Origin of the sequence: Mariniflexile ostreae, from assembly GCF_042427585.1 — a bacterium.
Lineage (GTDB): Bacteria > Bacteroidota > Bacteroidia > Flavobacteriales > Flavobacteriaceae > Pseudalgibacter > Pseudalgibacter ostreae.
Genome location: NZ_JBHMFC010000099.1, coordinates 1 through 16,654 on the forward strand (window position 1 = coordinate 1; position 16,654 = coordinate 16,654).

Annotated in this window: 14 protein-coding genes and 1 pseudogene; 10 read left to right on the forward strand and 5 right to left on the reverse strand. The window is 34.8% G+C overall.

The window, feature by feature from the left end; all coding sequences use genetic code 11:
• A pseudogene (locus ACFFU9_RS13940) lies at nt 1-305 on the reverse strand (transposase); the annotation flags it as partial.
• A gap of 378 nt (nt 306-683) precedes the next feature.
• On the opposite strand from ACFFU9_RS13940, the gene ACFFU9_RS13945 reads away from it, so the two are divergent.
• Nucleotides 684-1,445 carry an RDD family protein gene (locus ACFFU9_RS13945; RefSeq protein WP_379862095.1) on the forward strand — a complete coding sequence of 254 codons (762 nt, stop codon included), beginning with the start codon at nt 684-686 and terminating at the stop codon, nt 1,443-1,445.
• Between the two features lie 505 nt (nt 1,446-1,950).
• Nucleotides 1,951-2,670 carry a 3-ketoacyl-ACP reductase gene (locus tag ACFFU9_RS13950; RefSeq protein WP_379862108.1) on the forward strand — a complete coding sequence of 240 codons (720 nt, stop codon included), beginning with the start codon at nt 1,951-1,953 and terminating at the stop codon, nt 2,668-2,670.
• Between the two features lie 389 nt (nt 2,671-3,059).
• Here the strand turns inward: ACFFU9_RS13950 and ACFFU9_RS13955 are convergent, their stop codons facing one another.
• The 3 genes from ACFFU9_RS13955 to ACFFU9_RS13965 all read right to left on the reverse strand — a co-directional run bounded on the left by ACFFU9_RS13955 (nt 3,060) and on the right by ACFFU9_RS13965 (nt 4,673).
• Nucleotides 3,060-3,479, reverse strand: coding sequence for a hypothetical protein (locus tag ACFFU9_RS13955; RefSeq protein WP_379862096.1), 420 nt, complete (start codon nt 3,477-3,479; stop codon nt 3,060-3,062).
• A 151-nt stretch (nt 3,480-3,630) separates the two neighbouring features.
• Nucleotides 3,631-4,161, reverse strand: coding sequence for a hypothetical protein (locus tag ACFFU9_RS13960; protein WP_379862097.1), 531 nt, complete (start codon nt 4,159-4,161; stop codon nt 3,631-3,633).
• 89 nt (nt 4,162-4,250) lie between these two features.
• Nucleotides 4,251-4,673: a hypothetical protein gene (locus ACFFU9_RS13965; RefSeq protein ID WP_379862098.1), complete on the reverse strand. Its 423-nt coding sequence runs from the start codon at nt 4,671-4,673 to the stop codon at nt 4,251-4,253.
• A gap of 191 nt (nt 4,674-4,864) precedes the next feature.
• On the opposite strand from ACFFU9_RS13965, the gene ACFFU9_RS13970 reads away from it, so the two are divergent.
• Both ACFFU9_RS13970 and ACFFU9_RS13975 read left to right on the forward strand, forming a co-directional pair.
• A complete protein-coding gene (locus ACFFU9_RS13970; RefSeq protein ID WP_379862099.1) occupies nt 4,865-5,374 on the forward strand; it encodes an MgtC/SapB family protein in 510 nt (169 codons plus the stop codon).
• 558 nt (nt 5,375-5,932) lie between these two features.
• Nucleotides 5,933-6,781: an SDR family oxidoreductase gene (locus tag ACFFU9_RS13975; RefSeq protein ID WP_379862100.1), complete on the forward strand. Its 849-nt coding sequence runs from the start codon at nt 5,933-5,935 to the stop codon at nt 6,779-6,781.
• A gap of 99 nt (nt 6,782-6,880) precedes the next feature.
• Here the strand turns inward: ACFFU9_RS13975 and ACFFU9_RS13980 are convergent, their stop codons facing one another.
• Nucleotides 6,881-7,066: a CsbD family protein gene (locus tag ACFFU9_RS13980; protein WP_379862101.1), complete on the reverse strand. Its 186-nt coding sequence runs from the start codon at nt 7,064-7,066 to the stop codon at nt 6,881-6,883.
• 440 nt (nt 7,067-7,506) lie between these two features.
• Between ACFFU9_RS13980 and ACFFU9_RS13985 the strand changes: the two genes are divergently transcribed.
• The 6 genes from ACFFU9_RS13985 to ACFFU9_RS14010 all read left to right on the forward strand — a co-directional run bounded on the left by ACFFU9_RS13985 (nt 7,507) and on the right by ACFFU9_RS14010 (nt 16,346).
• On the forward strand, nt 7,507-7,881 hold the full coding sequence (locus ACFFU9_RS13985) for a cupin domain-containing protein (RefSeq protein ID WP_379862102.1): 375 nt from the start codon (nt 7,507-7,509) through the stop codon (nt 7,879-7,881).
• Between the two features lie 635 nt (nt 7,882-8,516).
• On the forward strand, nt 8,517-8,930 hold the full coding sequence (locus ACFFU9_RS13990) for an HYC_CC_PP family protein (RefSeq protein WP_379862103.1): 414 nt from the start codon (nt 8,517-8,519) through the stop codon (nt 8,928-8,930).
• Nucleotides 8,931-9,040: 110 nt separating this feature from the next.
• Nucleotides 9,041-12,748, forward strand: coding sequence for an efflux RND transporter permease subunit (locus tag ACFFU9_RS13995; RefSeq protein ID WP_379862104.1), 3,708 nt, complete (start codon nt 9,041-9,043; stop codon nt 12,746-12,748).
• On the forward strand, nt 12,745-13,974 hold the full coding sequence (locus ACFFU9_RS14000) for a TolC family protein (protein ID WP_379862105.1): 1,230 nt from the start codon (nt 12,745-12,747) through the stop codon (nt 13,972-13,974). The genes ACFFU9_RS13995 and ACFFU9_RS14000 overlap by 4 nt, the downstream gene beginning before the upstream one ends.
• A gap of 182 nt (nt 13,975-14,156) precedes the next feature.
• Nucleotides 14,157-15,914, forward strand: coding sequence for an efflux RND transporter periplasmic adaptor subunit (locus tag ACFFU9_RS14005; protein ID WP_379862106.1), 1,758 nt, complete (start codon nt 14,157-14,159; stop codon nt 15,912-15,914).
• A gap of 36 nt (nt 15,915-15,950) precedes the next feature.
• Nucleotides 15,951-16,346 carry a heavy-metal-associated domain-containing protein gene (locus ACFFU9_RS14010; protein WP_379862107.1) on the forward strand — a complete coding sequence of 132 codons (396 nt, stop codon included), beginning with the start codon at nt 15,951-15,953 and terminating at the stop codon, nt 16,344-16,346.
• Nucleotides 16,347-16,654 lie beyond the last annotated feature (308 nt).

The window sequence follows — 16,654 nt, forward strand, 5'->3', positions numbered from 1 at the left end:
AAGTATTCTATCACATATTTTGGACTTCTAAAAGGCTCTTTGGCATAAACCACCCACTTTTTACGGAATAGGTCATTGTAAATTTTCTGAGGAATTTTTAAATCGCTCTTTCTGAGCTCTGCTATATATTTGGCTCGAAACACCTGGCTCATGGATTTTACATTGAAGAGGTATTTGCCCTTGTTCTTGGCCGTTTTCCATTGTCCCGATTTGCTCAAACCACCGCCTGGGACCATGCAGTGCAAGTGCAGGTGCAAACTCATATTTTGACCCCAGGTGTGCAGCACGGCAATCATGCCCATACTTTTGGCTTTGCCATTGATGGAAAAACTCTGCTCCAATTTGTTCTGGAAAGGGTACTGAAGCCTGCTACTTCCTCAAAAGGGCGCTCAGCAATGGTCTTACTTTTTTTTAAACATGATTATAGATTTAAAATTTAGCTACAAATTAATAAATTTCTTACATTTAAAAAAAGAAAAGACGTACTGAGGTTTTCAGGAGGGCTTCCGACCGGTAGGGAGGATTCGTTCAACACGGTATACACGAAATTGCTATTTTTAGCTTAACCAATGGAAGTCGCTTGGTTTGCCAGCTTCTGATTTTCCTTCGGAAAATCCTCGTATACAAAACCAGTCTATTGTTATATAACTACATTAATACCAATATAAACCAATCTTCAACTAATGAATAAAAATTTAGAAAAAGAATATGTTTTATCAAGTAGAAAAAGACGAATAGCAGCATTCATAATCGACCATTTTATAATGACATTTCTAATAACGGGAATTGTATTCTTATCATTTGGAACAGATTTCATGGATAAGAACACCTTTAGAAGCCTAATAACTAAAATGTTACCAACAATACTAGTTGGTTTTCTTATATATTTTGCAAAGGATTCTCTTAAAGGAATTAGTCCTGGAAAATGGGTTATGGAAATTATGGTTAGAAACGAAAACAACCCGAATGAAATTCCTTCTTTTGAAAAATTGTTTGTCCGTAATTTATTTTTAATAATTTGGCCAGTAGAATTTATAATTCTTGCTTCAAGTCGAAATAAAAAAAGACTTGGAGATAAAACTGTGAAAGCAATTGTGATTAAAAACCCCAACAAATCGACTAAGCTTCCGAGGGTTTTAGCATTAGTAGCAATTGGAATTGCCTTTTTTACTTTTACATTCTTGTTCGCTGGTTCTGCTATGAAAAGTTCTGATGCTTATAAAGTAGCACTATCGAAAATTGAACAAAATCAAGAAATAGCGACAGAAATTGGTGGAATAAAAGATTATGGAATGATGCCAACAGGAAGCGTTAATATTTCAAATGGATATGGAGAAGCTCAATTGGAAATAAAAGTTATCGGAAACAAAAAGGACATCAACGTCGGGGTTTATCTGATAAAAGAACCGAACAGAGAGTGGAAATTAATAGAACTGAAAAAATAAATATCCGTACTAATCTAGTGGATAAGTTCATCAATGGAACAGTAAAACACATTCTATTTTAGCGCTTAGCAAGTTGAAAATGATTTTAAATTCATATAAACAAAAAGAGGCGCACGCTGTTCAGGTACAGTATATAACCATCTGTAATTTCATTTATACACCTAAAAAGCCACCTTTATAAAACTATAGAAGCTCTGATTAATTTTCCAAATTAGCATTACCCCCCTATGTTAAACAGTTTAAAATAGCATACCCTAATTAATTTTAACTGTGCATTAAACTAAAATCAAACAAACCCCCTGTATTAAAAGGCCTCTCCCTTGCAATACTAAAAGTAAAAAAGTGTTTAATACTTTAAACTTATACAACATATAGTAAGCGCATTGTTTATCATTAACCTTCAGTTAAGAATTCTTTAATTAAGCCATTCTTAAACTGAAAATCCATACATTTATACCCCTAAAAAATAAATACCAGTGCAAATAATTTGAAAGAAATGACTAATATGACACAATTGAAAAATAAAAAAGCAATAATTACTGGAGGAGGAAGAGGACTTGGAAAAGCCACTGCTATGACTTTTGCAAAAGAAGGCATTAACATCGCTATAACAGGTAGAAATGAAGCTGTTTTAAAAGAAACCGTTTCTGAATTAAAGTCGTTTGGAGTAAAGGCTATTTATGCCGTATTCGATGTAGGGGATTATGAATCTGTTAAAAAAGGCATTAAAAACATCATAGACGAACTAGGTTCTGTCGATATTTTAGTAAATAATGCAGGCATTGCGGCCTTTGGAACTTTTAATGAAATGGAAGTAGATGCATGGAGCCAAATCATTCAAACCAACGTTATGGGAATGTATCATGTGACTAAAGAAGTTTTACCTTACTTAATAAATCAAAATGAAGGTGACATTATTAATGTGTCTTCAACAGCTGGATTAAGTGGGAATGCGAGCACTTCTGCCTATTCTGCATCAAAATTCGCCGTTATCGGAATGTCTGAATCCTTAATGAAGGAAGTTCGTAAAAACAATATTAGAGTCTGTACAGTAACACCAAGCACCATTGTATCCGATATGTCTATAGGATTAGGAATTGCTAATAATGACTCTCAAGAAAGTGTTTTACAGCCTGAAGACTTTGCAGAATTAATACTCGCTGGATTAAAACTACCAAGAAGAGCCATGCTTAAAAGTGCCTCTTTATGGTCTACAAACCCTTAATTCATATAACAAAAACCTAGCACAATATTTTTAATTAACAGTTTGGGCTGTCCTTTCTGGAAGATTTTTAGGTCTTTACCAAGGGCAGCTTCCTTTCATTATTTTAAGCTGTATGGGACTTCAGTTTAAAAGTAGACCTGTTTTTATATAAAAAAAATAATGCAGCGTTTTTTGATATATCATTTGAAGAGACATTCAAATCTTAACGATTAAAATTATATTAGTAAAATCTTTAAACCATATTCAATAGGATTAAAACAAAGCGTTTTTCTTATGCTAAACTCAAAATAAACACATTCTATCCCTTACAAATAAAAGTGCCATAACTCAATAGAAGGTTAAAACACCAAAAAAATTAAGGCCTAAAACATGCGTGATTAACTATTTTTTCACATCCATTTCTTTATGCTCACACCTACAACAAAACCAAAAATAGCATGTGCAACAGTCCAATAAAACCATGCCATAACATCGGTTGCTTCTGGAGGTTGGTGTGATAAGGCTGTTAAAAAAAACAAGGCTCCCCCACCAAGAGTATAAACAATGCTATATGGGAGCATACGCTTCTGTATATTCCAATACTTTAGAATAAAGAAAAGAGCTACAACACTAATTATACAGGTTAAAAAATGAAATAAGTATCCGAATAACCAAACGGGCTCCAAATCTTTAATAATAGGAACATAATCAAAATTGAAAAGTAAAATATAAGCCGTATTTCCCGTAAGAATTAAAATAATTTTTAATACCAGCATTAATATCAATCCAGCAAAAAGGCCAATTGCAGTAAGTTTAAGGATTTTTTTCATATTATTAAGGTCTCTATAATTTAGAGCTTTTTATCAGACCAAGCACTAAGTCTTTTCTCAACTATTTATAGCATTCATTTAAGGTTTTAAAAAAGAGCCATAGACCCATTAAGTCTAAGGCTCTAGTACCTATTCTTAATTAAATAACGAACTAAACCAGAGAATCTGGAGGGTATATTACCCCAGATTGGTCTCCTAAATAATTGCGGTCGTCTGGGGTTCTGGGATCTACAGAAATAATTATATCTCCTTTTTTAAGATACTCTACATATTCTGCAGATTTAGATTCAGAAAGCCCAGCATTAGCCAAGGCTCCAATTAATGCACCTCCTGCACCTCCTATTCCCGCACCTGCAAAAGCAGCTGCCAATGGCCCGGCCACCACTAAGCCTAAACCTGGAAGTACAAGACTGGTTCCTATGGCTGCCACTGCACCTACAACAGCACCTGCAACACCTCCAATGGCACTGCCCGCTCCGGCTCCTTCCAAGGCATCATTTCCTGGCGCTTCATGTGTGGCATCATAATACTGATCCTTAGTGTCCTTCGACATTAAAATGGTGATGTTATCTTTGTTATAACCCCGTTCAATCAAATGGTCGTAATAAGCATGTGCTTTATCTGTACTATGGAAAACCCTATCAATTCTTGTGTCTTTAAATCTTTTTTCTTTTGTATTCATGGCTTTGTTGTTTTAAAATTAATAAATATGGCAAGATCCAGAAAGACCTAACACCATTTTGTTTTTGCCCTTTTGTTTTAGGCTAGAAATTATTTTTGTGTATCATTACGCTTCTTTACCATACCTTGATATTTTTTATACTGTTTGGGCGTAAGTACAGCTCTTAGGCTACTATCCTTATCTACCAAAATAGCCTGTTGGTCTGCGGTAACATAATCTTGAGCAGCATCAAGCTTTTCTCGTTTTTTTTTAGTGAGCGATTTATAATCGCTTATCTGTTGGTTGGTCATCTCTAAATCACTATACATTTTAGACATATCCTTATGGTAATCGTAATCGACTCCCTTATCTGACTTTACTTGGCGAGCTAAATCTGACTCTAATACTCTAGTGTTTTCATAATCCAAAGTTTCCGAAGCCTTATTCATAACACTCCCATTTTTAGCTTGGTCTTTACAAGAATATAGTCCGGCCAAAAGCACGCACATTAGTAAAATATTAAGCATTCTCATATGATTTTTTTTTAAATTTATATTATACAACTCTTTCAAAAATTGAAATTAAATTGTTTATAATATAAGATTTACCCTTATCCATTGTATTTTTAACCCTATTACCCCTCAATAGATTGTAATAATACATTTGAAATAAAATATTAATATATTGCAGCAAAAATCCATATCAATTTTAAATTTCCACATATATGATATCTGCTATATTTTCATATTTTAAAACAGACCCTCTTACGGAAATCGTTTTAACAGGAATTGGTGAAGATCCAAATTTCGAATTTCATCCAGATTTTTTATACAAAATACTCTTAGCTACAATTGCCGGCCTTCTAATTGGTATAGAAAGAGAGTATAAGGGAAAAGATGCAGGACTTAAAACCAATATGCTCGTTTCTGTTGGAGCATGTGCTTTCGTTATCCTGTCCCTACACTACCAAGGAGGGAAATTCATAGACTTAACAAGAGTGCTGAGTCAAGTAGTAACCGGAATAGGGTTTTTAGGCGCAGGTGTTATTCTTAAAAAAGGAAACACTGTGAAGGGCTTAACCACTGCAGCTACTATTTGGTGCAGTGCTGCAGCAGGTTGTTTGGCTGCGCTATATTTAGTAACAAATCTTTTATTGTTCACTGGGGTAGTCGTATTGATCAATATTCTTTTTGGTTATATTGGAAATAAACTAGATAAGGATGCCGCATCGTAACCCACAATAAAACCCCTACAGTAATTTTAAAAAGACAACAAAACAGCTAAATATAGTGACGTATTAACAACTTTTTTATTGGCTTAAGGACTTTTGGATAATGTATCTGTATATAAAATCCACCAAGAGGGTTATATTAAAGGATTAAACATGCCGTTAAATATCAGGGTATGGTTTCCGCTGTCGTTATAATTCTTTTACAAACACTACTAAGCGTAAGTTCCAACGTGAAGAACACCCTGAAAAAAAAACACAATCATCAAATTCTTAATTTTGCCAAATTTGATACGATTCTCTTTATTTTCACCTTCTTGTTTTTAAAATTTATTTAGATTTCTATAATAGAGTATGAAGAAGTTTCCATGAACAGATATAAGTTTATAGCCATTAGTGCTTAGATAAAGACCCCTAAAAACTCCCTAAAGCAAAAGAAACGATTGACCAATAAAAAAGATAAAAAAATCTTTAATAGCAATTTTGTTTTGAGTTAGTTTTATTTATTATTGGGTTTATATAAATCATGATTTCGTTTTTTTTTTGATAAAAAAATGTAACATCATGAAGAAACCAAATGAATTTCCCCAACAAAAGCAGCCCCAACCAGGAAAGGAGTACAAGATGAATCCTGAACCTGAAATTATAAGAAAAGAGTATCAGGGTTCGAGTAAACTAAAAAACAAAATATGCTTAATTACTGGGGGTGATAGCGGTATAGGTAGAAGCGTAGCAGTACATTTTGCGAGAGAAGGAGCCGATATTGCCATAGTATACCTATCGGAATCTAAAGATGCTAAAGAAACAAAAAGGCTTGTAGAAAAAGAAGGACGGAAATGCCTGCTTATCAAAAAATATTTAAAAAGCCCTTCCAACTGTAAAGACTGTATAAACAAATGTATCACGGCATATGGAAAATTAAACATACTGGTAAACAATGCCGCCATGCAATTTCCAAAAGATTGTATAGAAAACATAAGTAAAGCACAGTTAGAGAAAACATTTCAAACCAATATTTACCCTTATTTTTATATGGTTAAGGCAGCACTAGAACACCTACAGCCAGGAGATGCCATTATTAACTCTGGTTCGGTTACAGCGTATAGAGGGAGCAGCCATTTGGTGGATTATGCGAGCACTAAAGGAGCCATTACAAGTTTTACACGATCTCTATCTGCTCAATTGGCCAGAAAGAAAATACGCGTTAACGGTGTAGCACCAGGCCCAATTTGGACCCCACTTATTCCTGCTAGTTTCGATGATGTTTCAGATTTTGGACAAGACACTCCAATGGGACGTGCCGGACAACCTAGCGAAGTTGGTCCTGCTTATGTGTTTTTGGCCTGTGAGGACAGTAGTTACATTACAGGACAATTTATACATGTAAATGGCGGAGAAATTATAGGTTCCTAGGAGCTATTATAATGAGCCGCCAACTTCCCCGAGTAGGGATAAAAAAAGTTCTTAAAGCATTTGCTTTAAGAACTTTTTACTTCAAAATAAATGTTAGATTTACCAATTATCAATTTCTTTTTTCAAATCTTCTTTTGATTTTCCATACTTTTCCTGAACCTTCCCCGCAAGCTTATCGAAGTCTCCTTCAGCTTCGGTATACTCATCATTTGTGATTTTTCCATATTTCTTTTTAAAATCACCTTTAATCTGTTTCCATTTACCTTTAAATTGATCAGAATTCATATTGTTTATTTTTTATAGTTAATATTAAATTTTATTAAAATTAAAAAGTTCATATATCGATGATCAACTCTATCAACTTGATTTTTAACTTATACTATTTTTTAATAATTGTTTAACAGTTAGCTTGAGCTGTAATAAAAAAGTACATTTTAGGTTAATTTTCCTCTTGCTCCTGCTATACCTAATCACATCACAGTAGTATTTTAATGGTTTTGTGCTAAAAAGTATTTTTAAAAAAAAGTCATGTTTCTTATAGAAAAAGTGGCGTCTGAAAAAGGAAAAAAGCTACCCGTTTTTTTAAAATCACCTGAAAAAACCGTTGAATGTCTTAAAAAGCGAGCTACGAGACATTAAAACATAAAATTCCCTATGCTTCCTTCTCTAGTTTTTAAAAATGGATTATCTTGCTGAAGTCATTATTAATTATAAATTATAAAAAAATGGAAAGATTTAGTAAAAAATACATCTCTACAAAAGACATGGAATGGGAAGTACTTGGTGGAGGAGTATCAAGAAAATTTTTAGGTTATGACAACCAAATTATGATGGTGAAAGTAAAATTTGATAAAGGCGCATTAGGAGCTCCGCATCAACATTTTCACACACAAGCCACTTTTTGTGTTTCAGGTAAATTTGAATTTGAAATTGATGGCGAAAAGAAAATTGTAGAAGCTGGAGACGGGGTTTATATTGAACCTAATTTATGGCATAGTGCTGTTTGCCTGGAAGAAGGTATCCTAATTGACACATTTAGCCCTGTAAGAGAAGATTTCTTAACGGGAGGTGCTGTATCTTATTTTGGAGACAAAGAGTAATTAAAACATTTTCTTTAATTATTATAATTTCGATTAAAATCACTTCTAAATTAAAAGCGATTATACTCGAAACACCTTAATACAACAGTTGAACCATATCTGTGCGATCATGTTGCCTATCGGGTAACACTATCGCACAGATTTTTTTTAGATGGGTTTAAACATATTAATTAAACAACTTTTTGAAAAAAATAAGTTGTTTGTTAGTTTTTGCGCAGGCTTTTACAAAAAAAGTCTTTTTTTTTTCAGCTCCTTATCTAGACCAACTATAAAAAGACTATGATAACCACCACAATAACCTTGGTTATTTCCTTTACACAAAACCAGCCCCCCTCCCTCTTACCCCTCTTTTTGACACTATCCTAAAATCTGTGTAAGTTTAAAAAAAAACATAAATTTATTAATTCCTGAGTTTTTTATTTTATTACTTTCAACTTTTACATGTTTATAAAACCAGAAACCATTTTAAACGAAAAAACAAACAAGCATACTTAATTAACTGTAAAAGAGCAGCTTTTAGATATACAAAACAGAAAGCCTATTGCTATATTTATGTTTAAATCCATGCCCAAAAATTATAAAGCCTTGTTAATTAAATAAGCCGTATTTTAAAATTTCATATCTTTGTGTTCAATATGAAACACGTATTCCATAAAGTAATGGCTTTGGCAATGGTTTTTGTAGTGCTACTCTCTACAATGTCCTATACTGTTGATATGCATTACTGTGGCGATACTCTCATGGATAGCGCCATTTTTAACACAGTAAAAACCTGTGGTATGGATATGGAAAGCCCTTTAAAAGAAGATTGTTCCGTTACTAAAAAGAATTGTTGTAATGATGAACAAGTCGTTTTGGATAATCAAGATGAATTGCAATTTCATGTCGATAAAATTTCTTTTGAACAACAAGTTTTCATCGCTTCCTTTGTTTATTCATATATTAACCGTTTTGAAGGTTTTGATAAAAACACATCTTCCTTTAAAGACTACACTCCCCCACTCGTCATTAAGCAAATCTTTAAGCTGGACGAGACGTATTTAATTTGATTTTTAAACAATAGACATTTTTACCCTACAACTGTAATGTTGTAAGGATAATTTGCTGTATTCGGTGTTTTCCTAACACCAATGTCTAACTGTTTAATAATCAAAAACTCATGCTAAATAAAAGCATTAAATTTTTAATAGAGAACAAGCTTGTAGCTGTTCTGTTACTTATCCTTTTTGTAGGATGGGGAACCGTAAACGCACCTTTTAATTGGGATACTGGATTTTTACCAAGTGACCCTGTAGCAGTCGATGCTATTCCTGATATTGGAGAAAATCAACAAATTGTTTTCACTAAATGGGACGGTCGTTCGCCACAAGATATCGAAGACCAAATAACTTATCCTTTAACAACCTCGTTACTCGGAATTCCAGGTGTAAAAACCATTCGTAGTTCGTCTATGTTTGGCTTTTCAAGTATCTATATCATTTTTGAAGAGGACATAGAATTCTATTGGAGTCGAAGCCGAATTCTTGAAAAACTAAACTCATTACCTAGTGGTTTGCTGCCCGAAGATGTTAATCCTGCTTTAGGACCAGACGCCACAGGTTTAGGTCAGATTTTTTGGTACACACTAGAAGGTCGTGATGAAAATGGAAACGTAACCGGTGGTTGGGATTTGCATGAACTACGTAGCATTCAAGATTACTACGTCAAGTATGCCTTATCATCTGCTAGTGGTGTTTCCGAAGTCGCTTCTATTGGTGGTTATGTTCAGGAATATCAAATAGATGTGAATCCAGAAATGATGCGCCAATATAACATCGGACTCAACCAAGTTGTAAAAGCGGTTAAGGAAAGTAATAAAGACATTGGGGCACAAACTTTAGAGATCAATCAAGCTGAATATTTAGTGCGTGGTTTGGGCTATGTAAAATCAATTTCAGACATTGAAAATGCCGTTGTCACTTCCGAAGATTTCACGTCTATCAGAATTAAAGACATAGCAAAAGTCGCTCTAGGTCCTGCTGCTCGACGCGGCATATTAGATAAAGAAGGTGCCGAAGTAGTTGGGGGTGTTGTGGTTGCTCGTTATGGCGCTAACCCAATGGAAGTGATTAATAACGTTAAGGTGCAAATCAATGAATTAAGTGCAGGTTTACCTTCTAAAGTATTATCAGATGGAAGAACGTCTCAAGTTACCATAGTTCCTTTTTACGACCGTTCAGAATTGATTCAAGAAACATTAGCAACGCTCAATGAAGCCTTAACATTAGAGATATTAATAACCATTTTGGTCATTATCATTATGGTATTTAATCTTCGGGCTTCAATATTAATTTCCGGACTGTTACCTGTTGCCGTGTTGATGGTTTTTATTGCTATGAAACTCTTTAATGTAGACGCTAATATTGTGGCTTTATCTGGAATCGCAATTGCTATTGGTACGATGGTGGATGTTGGTGTAATACTTTCCGAAAACATTATTCGTCATCTCGATGAAGACGATGGAAAAGACCCCATAAACACAGTAATTTACAAGGCCACAAAAGAAGTTTCTGGTGCTATTGTAACCGCGGTTATGACAACCATTATTAGTTTTATTCCGGTATTTACTATGATTGGCGCGGAAGGGAAATTATTTAGACCTTTAGCATTTACTAAAACATTTGCTCTAGGAGCATCTTTAGTGGTTGCGCTATTTTTAATTCCGCCGTTTGCAGCATTTTTATTTAGAAAGCAAAGTGTTAAAAAAAGTTTTAGATACCTTTTAAATGCTGTATTAGTATTAGCAGGTATTGTTGCCGTTATTTATGGCTATTGGTTAGCAGTTATTTTAATCGGTTATGGTGTTGTTGGACTCTTAAAACTACAAGAAAAAGTAGATGAAAAACGAGCCAACACTATCAATATTATCCTTTCGGCATTAGCTATTGTTTTCTTATTAGCTGAATACTGGCGACCTTTAGGCGTCGATAAAAGTATTTTTACTAACCTCATTTTTGTAGGTGTTATTTGTTTCGGATTGTTAGGTGCTTTTTCTCTATTTAGAAAGTATTACACACGCATTTTAAGATGGTGTTTAGATAATAAGCTCCTGTTTTTATCAATACCATCTGCTATTGTTATTTCTGGATTTTTCATCATGAAAAACACAGGAAAAGAGTTTATGCCGGCTTTAAATGAAGGTTCTTTTCTATTGATGCCAACGTCTATGCCTCATTCTGGTGTGGAAGAAAATAAACGCGTTTTACAGCAATTGGATATGGCTGTAGCTAGTATTCCAGAAATTGAAACCGTTGTAGGTAAAGCAGGTAGGACAGAATCGGCTTTAGACCCTGCGCCGTTATCGATGTACGAAAATATCATTCAGTATAAACCGCAATATATGCGGAATGAAAATGGCGAACGTCAGCGTTACAAAGTGAACGATAAAGGGTTATTTCAATTAAAAGATGGACGATTCATTGGCAATCCAAATACTATAGAAAATAGTGTTTTGGCTGATGTTAAAAGCGCTCAACTTATTCCAGACAATGATGGTGAATTCTACCGCAATTGGCGACCAGAAATTAAATCGCCAGACGATATTTGGAACGAAATTGTAAGCGTTACTAAATTACCAGGGGTAACCTCTGCGCCTAAACTACAACCTATTGAAACCCGATTGGTTATGCTTCAAACCGGAATGCGTGCCCCTATGGGAATCAAGGTAAAAGGCCAAGATTTAAAACAAATTGAAGCTTTTGGTGTCGCATTAGAAGGTATCTTAAAACAAGCCGAAGGTGTAAAGCACGAAGCTGTTTTTGCAGACCGCATTGTTGGGAAACCTTATTTGTTAATTGATATTGATAGAGAGAAAATTGCACGCTATGGTATTACAATTGAAGAAGTTCAAAATGTATTACAAGTTGCCATTGGTGGTATGGTCTTAACGCAAACCGTTGAAGGCAGAGAGCGCTATGGTGTTCGTGTGCGTTATCCAAGGGAATTACGTAGCAATCCGTCCGATTTAGAGCAAATTTATATTCCAGTTGAAAAAGGCAGTCCTGTTCCGTTAAGTGCCTTGGCAACTATTAAATACGAACAAGGCCCTCAAGTCATTAAAAGTGAAGACACCTTTTTAGTCGGCTATGTATTGTTTGATAAATTAGATGGTTTTGCAGAAGTAAATGTGGTTGAAGGTGCACAGGCTTTAATTAAAGAAAAAATAGCTTCAGGCGAATTAATAGTGCCAAAGGGTATCAACTACCAATTTACAGGAACGTATGAAAATCAGTTACGAGCGGAAAAAACCTTATCGGTTGTGGTGCCTTTAGCTTTAGCAATTATATTTTTAATTTTATACTTCCAATTCCGTTCAGTAACAACCTCCTTAATGGTTTTTACAGGTATAGCAGTGGCCTTTGCTGGTGGTTTTATAATGATTTGGTTGTATGGACAAGGCTGGTTTTTAAACTTTGATGTCTTCGGAACTAATCTTCGAGGACTATTTCAAATGCATCCTATTAATTTAAGTGTTGCCGTTTGGGTTGGGTTTATTGCCCTCTTCGGAATTGCAACCGATGATGGCGTTGTTATGGCAACATACTTAACCCAAACCTTCAACAGAAATACACCAGAAAACAAGAAGGACATTAGGGCTTCTATAGTCGAAGCAGGAGAAAAACGTATTCGCCCGTGTTTAATGACTACAGCAACGACTATGTTGGCATTATTGCCTGTTTTAACGTCTACAGGACGTGGAAGCGATATTATGATTCCTATGGCAATTCCAAGTTTTGGTGGGATGCTAATTGCATTAATTACCTTATTTGTTGTTCCGGTATTGTATTGCTGGAGAGCAGAATCTCAACTTAAAAGAAGAACAAAATGAAACATATAAAATCACCTATAAAAGCCTTGTTAATTTTGAGTTCTTTTCTCTTTGTGCTTTCCGCTCAAAGTCAAGAATTACAGACGCTTATTGATGAGGCATTAACTAATAATCCAGAGATTCAAAAGATTGATTTTCAGTATCAGATTGCTACCGAAAAAGTGAATGAAGTCAATAGTTTGCCGAATACCGAATTTAATGTGGGTATTATGGCTGTAAAACCAGAAATGGATATGCCTATGGAAAATTTTAGGGTATCCGTTATGCAAATGTTGCCGTGGTTTGGCACGATATCAGCACGAGAAAACTATGCGTCCTCTATGGCCGATGCGCAATATGTTGAAGTTACCATTGCCAAACGCAAACTAGCCCTTTCGGTTTCTCAATTTTATTATCAGCTTTATGAAACAAGCGCCAAGCAGGAAGTGCTGGATAAAAACATAGCACTTTTAGAATCTTACGAACGTTTAGCGCTTACCTCCTTAGAAGTAGGCAAAGCATCAGCAGTGGACGTTTTACGGTTACAGATTAGACAAAACGAACTCATCCAAGAGAAAGATGTTTTAACGCAACAAAACAAAGGCATTCAAGCCGCTTTAAATAGTTTGATGAATCGCGATTATAATCAAGAAGTGACTGTTGTTACCACTATGGACATTCCAGAAGATGATGCTTTTAACGGTTACGACGCTCTAACACTAAACCCAGAGTTACTAAAATACGACAAGCTTTATGAGTCGATTGAACACTCCGAGTTGCTCAATCAAAAAGAAGGGGGACCAATGATAGGGTTTGGAGTGGAGTACATTAATCAAGAAAGTAGCCCGATGATTACCAGTGCGTATAAAGATATGATTATGCCTATGGTGTCGGTTTCTATTCCCATTTTTAATAAAAAGTACAAATCCCAAACTAAACAAAACACCTTGCGTAAACAAGAAATACAGTCTCAAAAAGATGAACGCTTGAATATGTTAACTTCGGCATTATCAAAAGCTATTTCGCAACGTAATCAATCGCGAATTAAATTTAAAACACAAAAAAATAACTTAAAACAAGCTGAAAATGCTGAAGAAATTCTGATTAAGAATTACGAAACAGGGACTATTAATTTTAATGACGTTTTAGATATTCAAGAATTGCAATTGAAGTTTCAGATTGGACAACTTGAGGCTATTAAAAACTATTACACATCCCAATCCACCATACATTATTTAACCCAATAAAAAAAAATCCAAAAACAAAAAAAAAGAAGAAATGATACTACTAATAAAACGATTAGAGAAAGGTAATTAGGTTTTGGGCGCTCGAGCGGGCTATACGTTACAATCTTTTGCTCGTGCCTCACAAAAGGATTTTCACTGCTATCCCTAGCGCAACTTGTACTGTTTTTTAAAATTTAGAACTTATGAAAAAAAATGTAATATATATAATTGTATCAATAACTATTGGTGTTCTTATAGGATGGGTGCTCTTTGGTACTGCATTACATACAGAACCGAAACACAACCACGATGCCGTATCAGAAACCAATCAAATGTGGACCTGCTCGATGCATCCACAAATTATGCAACCAGAACCTGGCGATTGCCCTATTTGTGGGATGGCTTTAATTCCTGCAGAAAGTAGTGCAGATGGTTTGATGGCAAATCAATTTAAACTAACCGAAAACGCCATGGCTTTGGCCAATATACAAACCTCTATAGTAGGCGCTGCTAAAGCGCACGATCATACGATAAAACTATCCGGAAAAATTGTTGAAAATGAAGCGTCAAATACCGTTCAAGTCAGTTATTTTTCAGGACGAATAGAACGCTTAAATGTTAGTGTTACAGGTGAACAAGTACAAAAAGGCCAATTATTGGCAACCATCTATTCTCCAGAACTGTATGCCGCACAACAAGAACTCATTACAGCGGCTTCGTTAAAAGAAGCGCAGCCTGCTTTATACAATGCTGTTCGCAATAAATTAAAACTTTGGAAACTTTCCGAAAATCAAATCAATCAAATTGAAGTATCAGGTAAAGTGAGAGAAACCATTCCTATTTATGCCACCGTTTCAGGAACGGTTACAGAAAAAATGGTAGCACAAGGCGATTACGTAAAACAAGGTCAGCCTTTATTAAAAATTGCCAACCTCAACACCGTTTGGGGACATTTTGATGTGTACGAAAATCAAATAAATCTATTTAAAAAAGGACAAGAAGTAATCGTTACTACAAATGCCTATCCCAATAAGGAGTTTAAAGGGAACGTTGATTTTATAAACCCCACTTTAAATACCCAAACCAGAACCGTAAGCTTACGCGTGGTCTTAAACAATAAAGACGGTTTTTTTAAACCGGGTATGTTTTTAGAAGGACAAATAGAAAGTGGAACTTTTTCAACTAAAACACAAGCCATAGCGATTCCATCTTCAGCTGTATTATGGACAGGAGAACGCTCGGTAGTCTATATTAAAACAAATCCTAACGCACCTGTTTTCGAAATGAAAGAAGTGGTTTTAGGCAATAGAATTGGCGATAATTACGAAATAAATGCTGGGCTATCTGATGGTGATGAAATAGTGACGAATGGTACATTTACCGTTGATGCTGCCGCACAACTTCAAAGTAAAAAATCGATGATGAACAAAGAAGGTGGTAAGACAACTACGGGGCACGAAGGGCACCTTGGAATGGTTCCAGAACCATCAAACAAGAATGAAAGACTAAATGTTCCGGCCGATTTTCAGAATCAATTGAAAATCGTTTTTAATGAGTATATCAAATTAAAAGACGCATTAGTGCAAGATGATTCAAAAAAAGCATCTGCAGATGCAAAAAACATACTCCATCATTTGGCTAACATCGATATGAAATTATTATCAGAGGATACGGCACACCATCAGTGGATGCATTTGGAAAATGAAATTAAAATGTTAGCCAAATCCATTGCAACCGAAACAGGGATCAAAGTACAAAGAAATCATTTCAAACACTTAACATCACAATTAATAAGCGCTGTGGAAATATTTGGCATTAATGAAAAAGTGTATCTTCAGTTTTGTCCCATGGCAAACCAGGATCATGGAGGCTATTGGTTAAGTAAAGAAGAGCATGTATTTAACCCTTACTTTGGAGATGCCATGTTAAAGTGTGGTGAAGTAAAACAAATTATAGAATAAATTAAAATCTATATACTAACAATTAAATTTTAAACAATGAACAAATTAATTTTAAGCGTAACAATCCTTGCAGCTATCGGTTTAACAAGTTGTAAAAACGAGGCCAAGCAAGAAACAGAATCTAAAACTGAAGTAGCCAGCAAAATGGATACAGCAGATTTATCCTTTGGTGTAAGGGGCAATTGCAGCATGTGTAAAAAAACCATCGAAAAAGCAGCCAATGCTGTTGAAGGTGTGTCCAGCGCCACATGGGATGTCGATAAAAAGAAAATTGATGTGTCTTTTGATGATACCAAAACAGATGAAATGACCATCCATAAAGCCATTGCAACATCAGGATACGATACTGATAAAGCAAGCGGTAACTTAAATGCCTACGAAAGTTTACCCGGTTGTTGCAAATATGATCATGACATGAAGATGAATCAATAGAGTATGGTTTTAATAGCTGTATAAACATAAAAGCCCATTATCAATAATCGTTTTTGGGCTTTTATGTTTTTTTAATTTTCATTTAGCAGAATATATCCTAGGTTTTAATGTACAGGCGCTATCACACATCAGGTCATAAAATTGTGGAATTTTTACCAGGTCTCGAAAATTAAAAGAAAATTGAAAATCAAATCAATTTTGGACTAAAAAGGCAGTATCTCATAAAGTGTGTAAGTTTTAAAATCTCAGGTTAATATTTAGCCTGAGATTTTTTATTTATTAATTTTAAATTTTACACACTTATGAAA

Coding starts and splice junctions, on each gene's coding strand:
- ACFFU9_RS13980 (WP_379862101.1), bottom strand. CDS start 7,066: ATGAATTCTGATCAATTTAAAGGTAAATGGAAACAGATTAAAGGTGAT.
- ACFFU9_RS14000 (WP_379862105.1), top strand. CDS start 12,745: ATGAAACATATAAAATCACCTATAAAAGCCTTGTTAATTTTGAGTTCT.
- ACFFU9_RS13945 (WP_379862095.1), top strand. CDS start 684: ATGAATAAAAATTTAGAAAAAGAATATGTTTTATCAAGTAGAAAAAGA.
- ACFFU9_RS13950 (WP_379862108.1), top strand. CDS start 1,951: ATGACACAATTGAAAAATAAAAAAGCAATAATTACTGGAGGAGGAAGA.
- ACFFU9_RS13985 (WP_379862102.1), top strand. CDS start 7,507: ATGGAAAGATTTAGTAAAAAATACATCTCTACAAAAGACATGGAATGG.
- ACFFU9_RS13995 (WP_379862104.1), top strand. CDS start 9,041: ATGCTAAATAAAAGCATTAAATTTTTAATAGAGAACAAGCTTGTAGCT.
- ACFFU9_RS13965 (WP_379862098.1), bottom strand. CDS start 4,673: ATGAGAATGCTTAATATTTTACTAATGTGCGTGCTTTTGGCCGGACTA.
- ACFFU9_RS13960 (WP_379862097.1), bottom strand. CDS start 4,161: ATGAATACAAAAGAAAAAAGATTTAAAGACACAAGAATTGATAGGGTT.
- ACFFU9_RS14010 (WP_379862107.1), top strand. CDS start 15,951: ATGAACAAATTAATTTTAAGCGTAACAATCCTTGCAGCTATCGGTTTA.
- ACFFU9_RS13955 (WP_379862096.1), bottom strand. CDS start 3,479: ATGAAAAAAATCCTTAAACTTACTGCAATTGGCCTTTTTGCTGGATTG.
- ACFFU9_RS13970 (WP_379862099.1), top strand. CDS start 4,865: ATGATATCTGCTATATTTTCATATTTTAAAACAGACCCTCTTACGGAA.
- ACFFU9_RS13990 (WP_379862103.1), top strand. CDS start 8,517: ATGAAACACGTATTCCATAAAGTAATGGCTTTGGCAATGGTTTTTGTA.
- ACFFU9_RS14005 (WP_379862106.1), top strand. CDS start 14,157: ATGAAAAAAAATGTAATATATATAATTGTATCAATAACTATTGGTGTT.
- ACFFU9_RS13975 (WP_379862100.1), top strand. CDS start 5,933: ATGAAGAAACCAAATGAATTTCCCCAACAAAAGCAGCCCCAACCAGGA.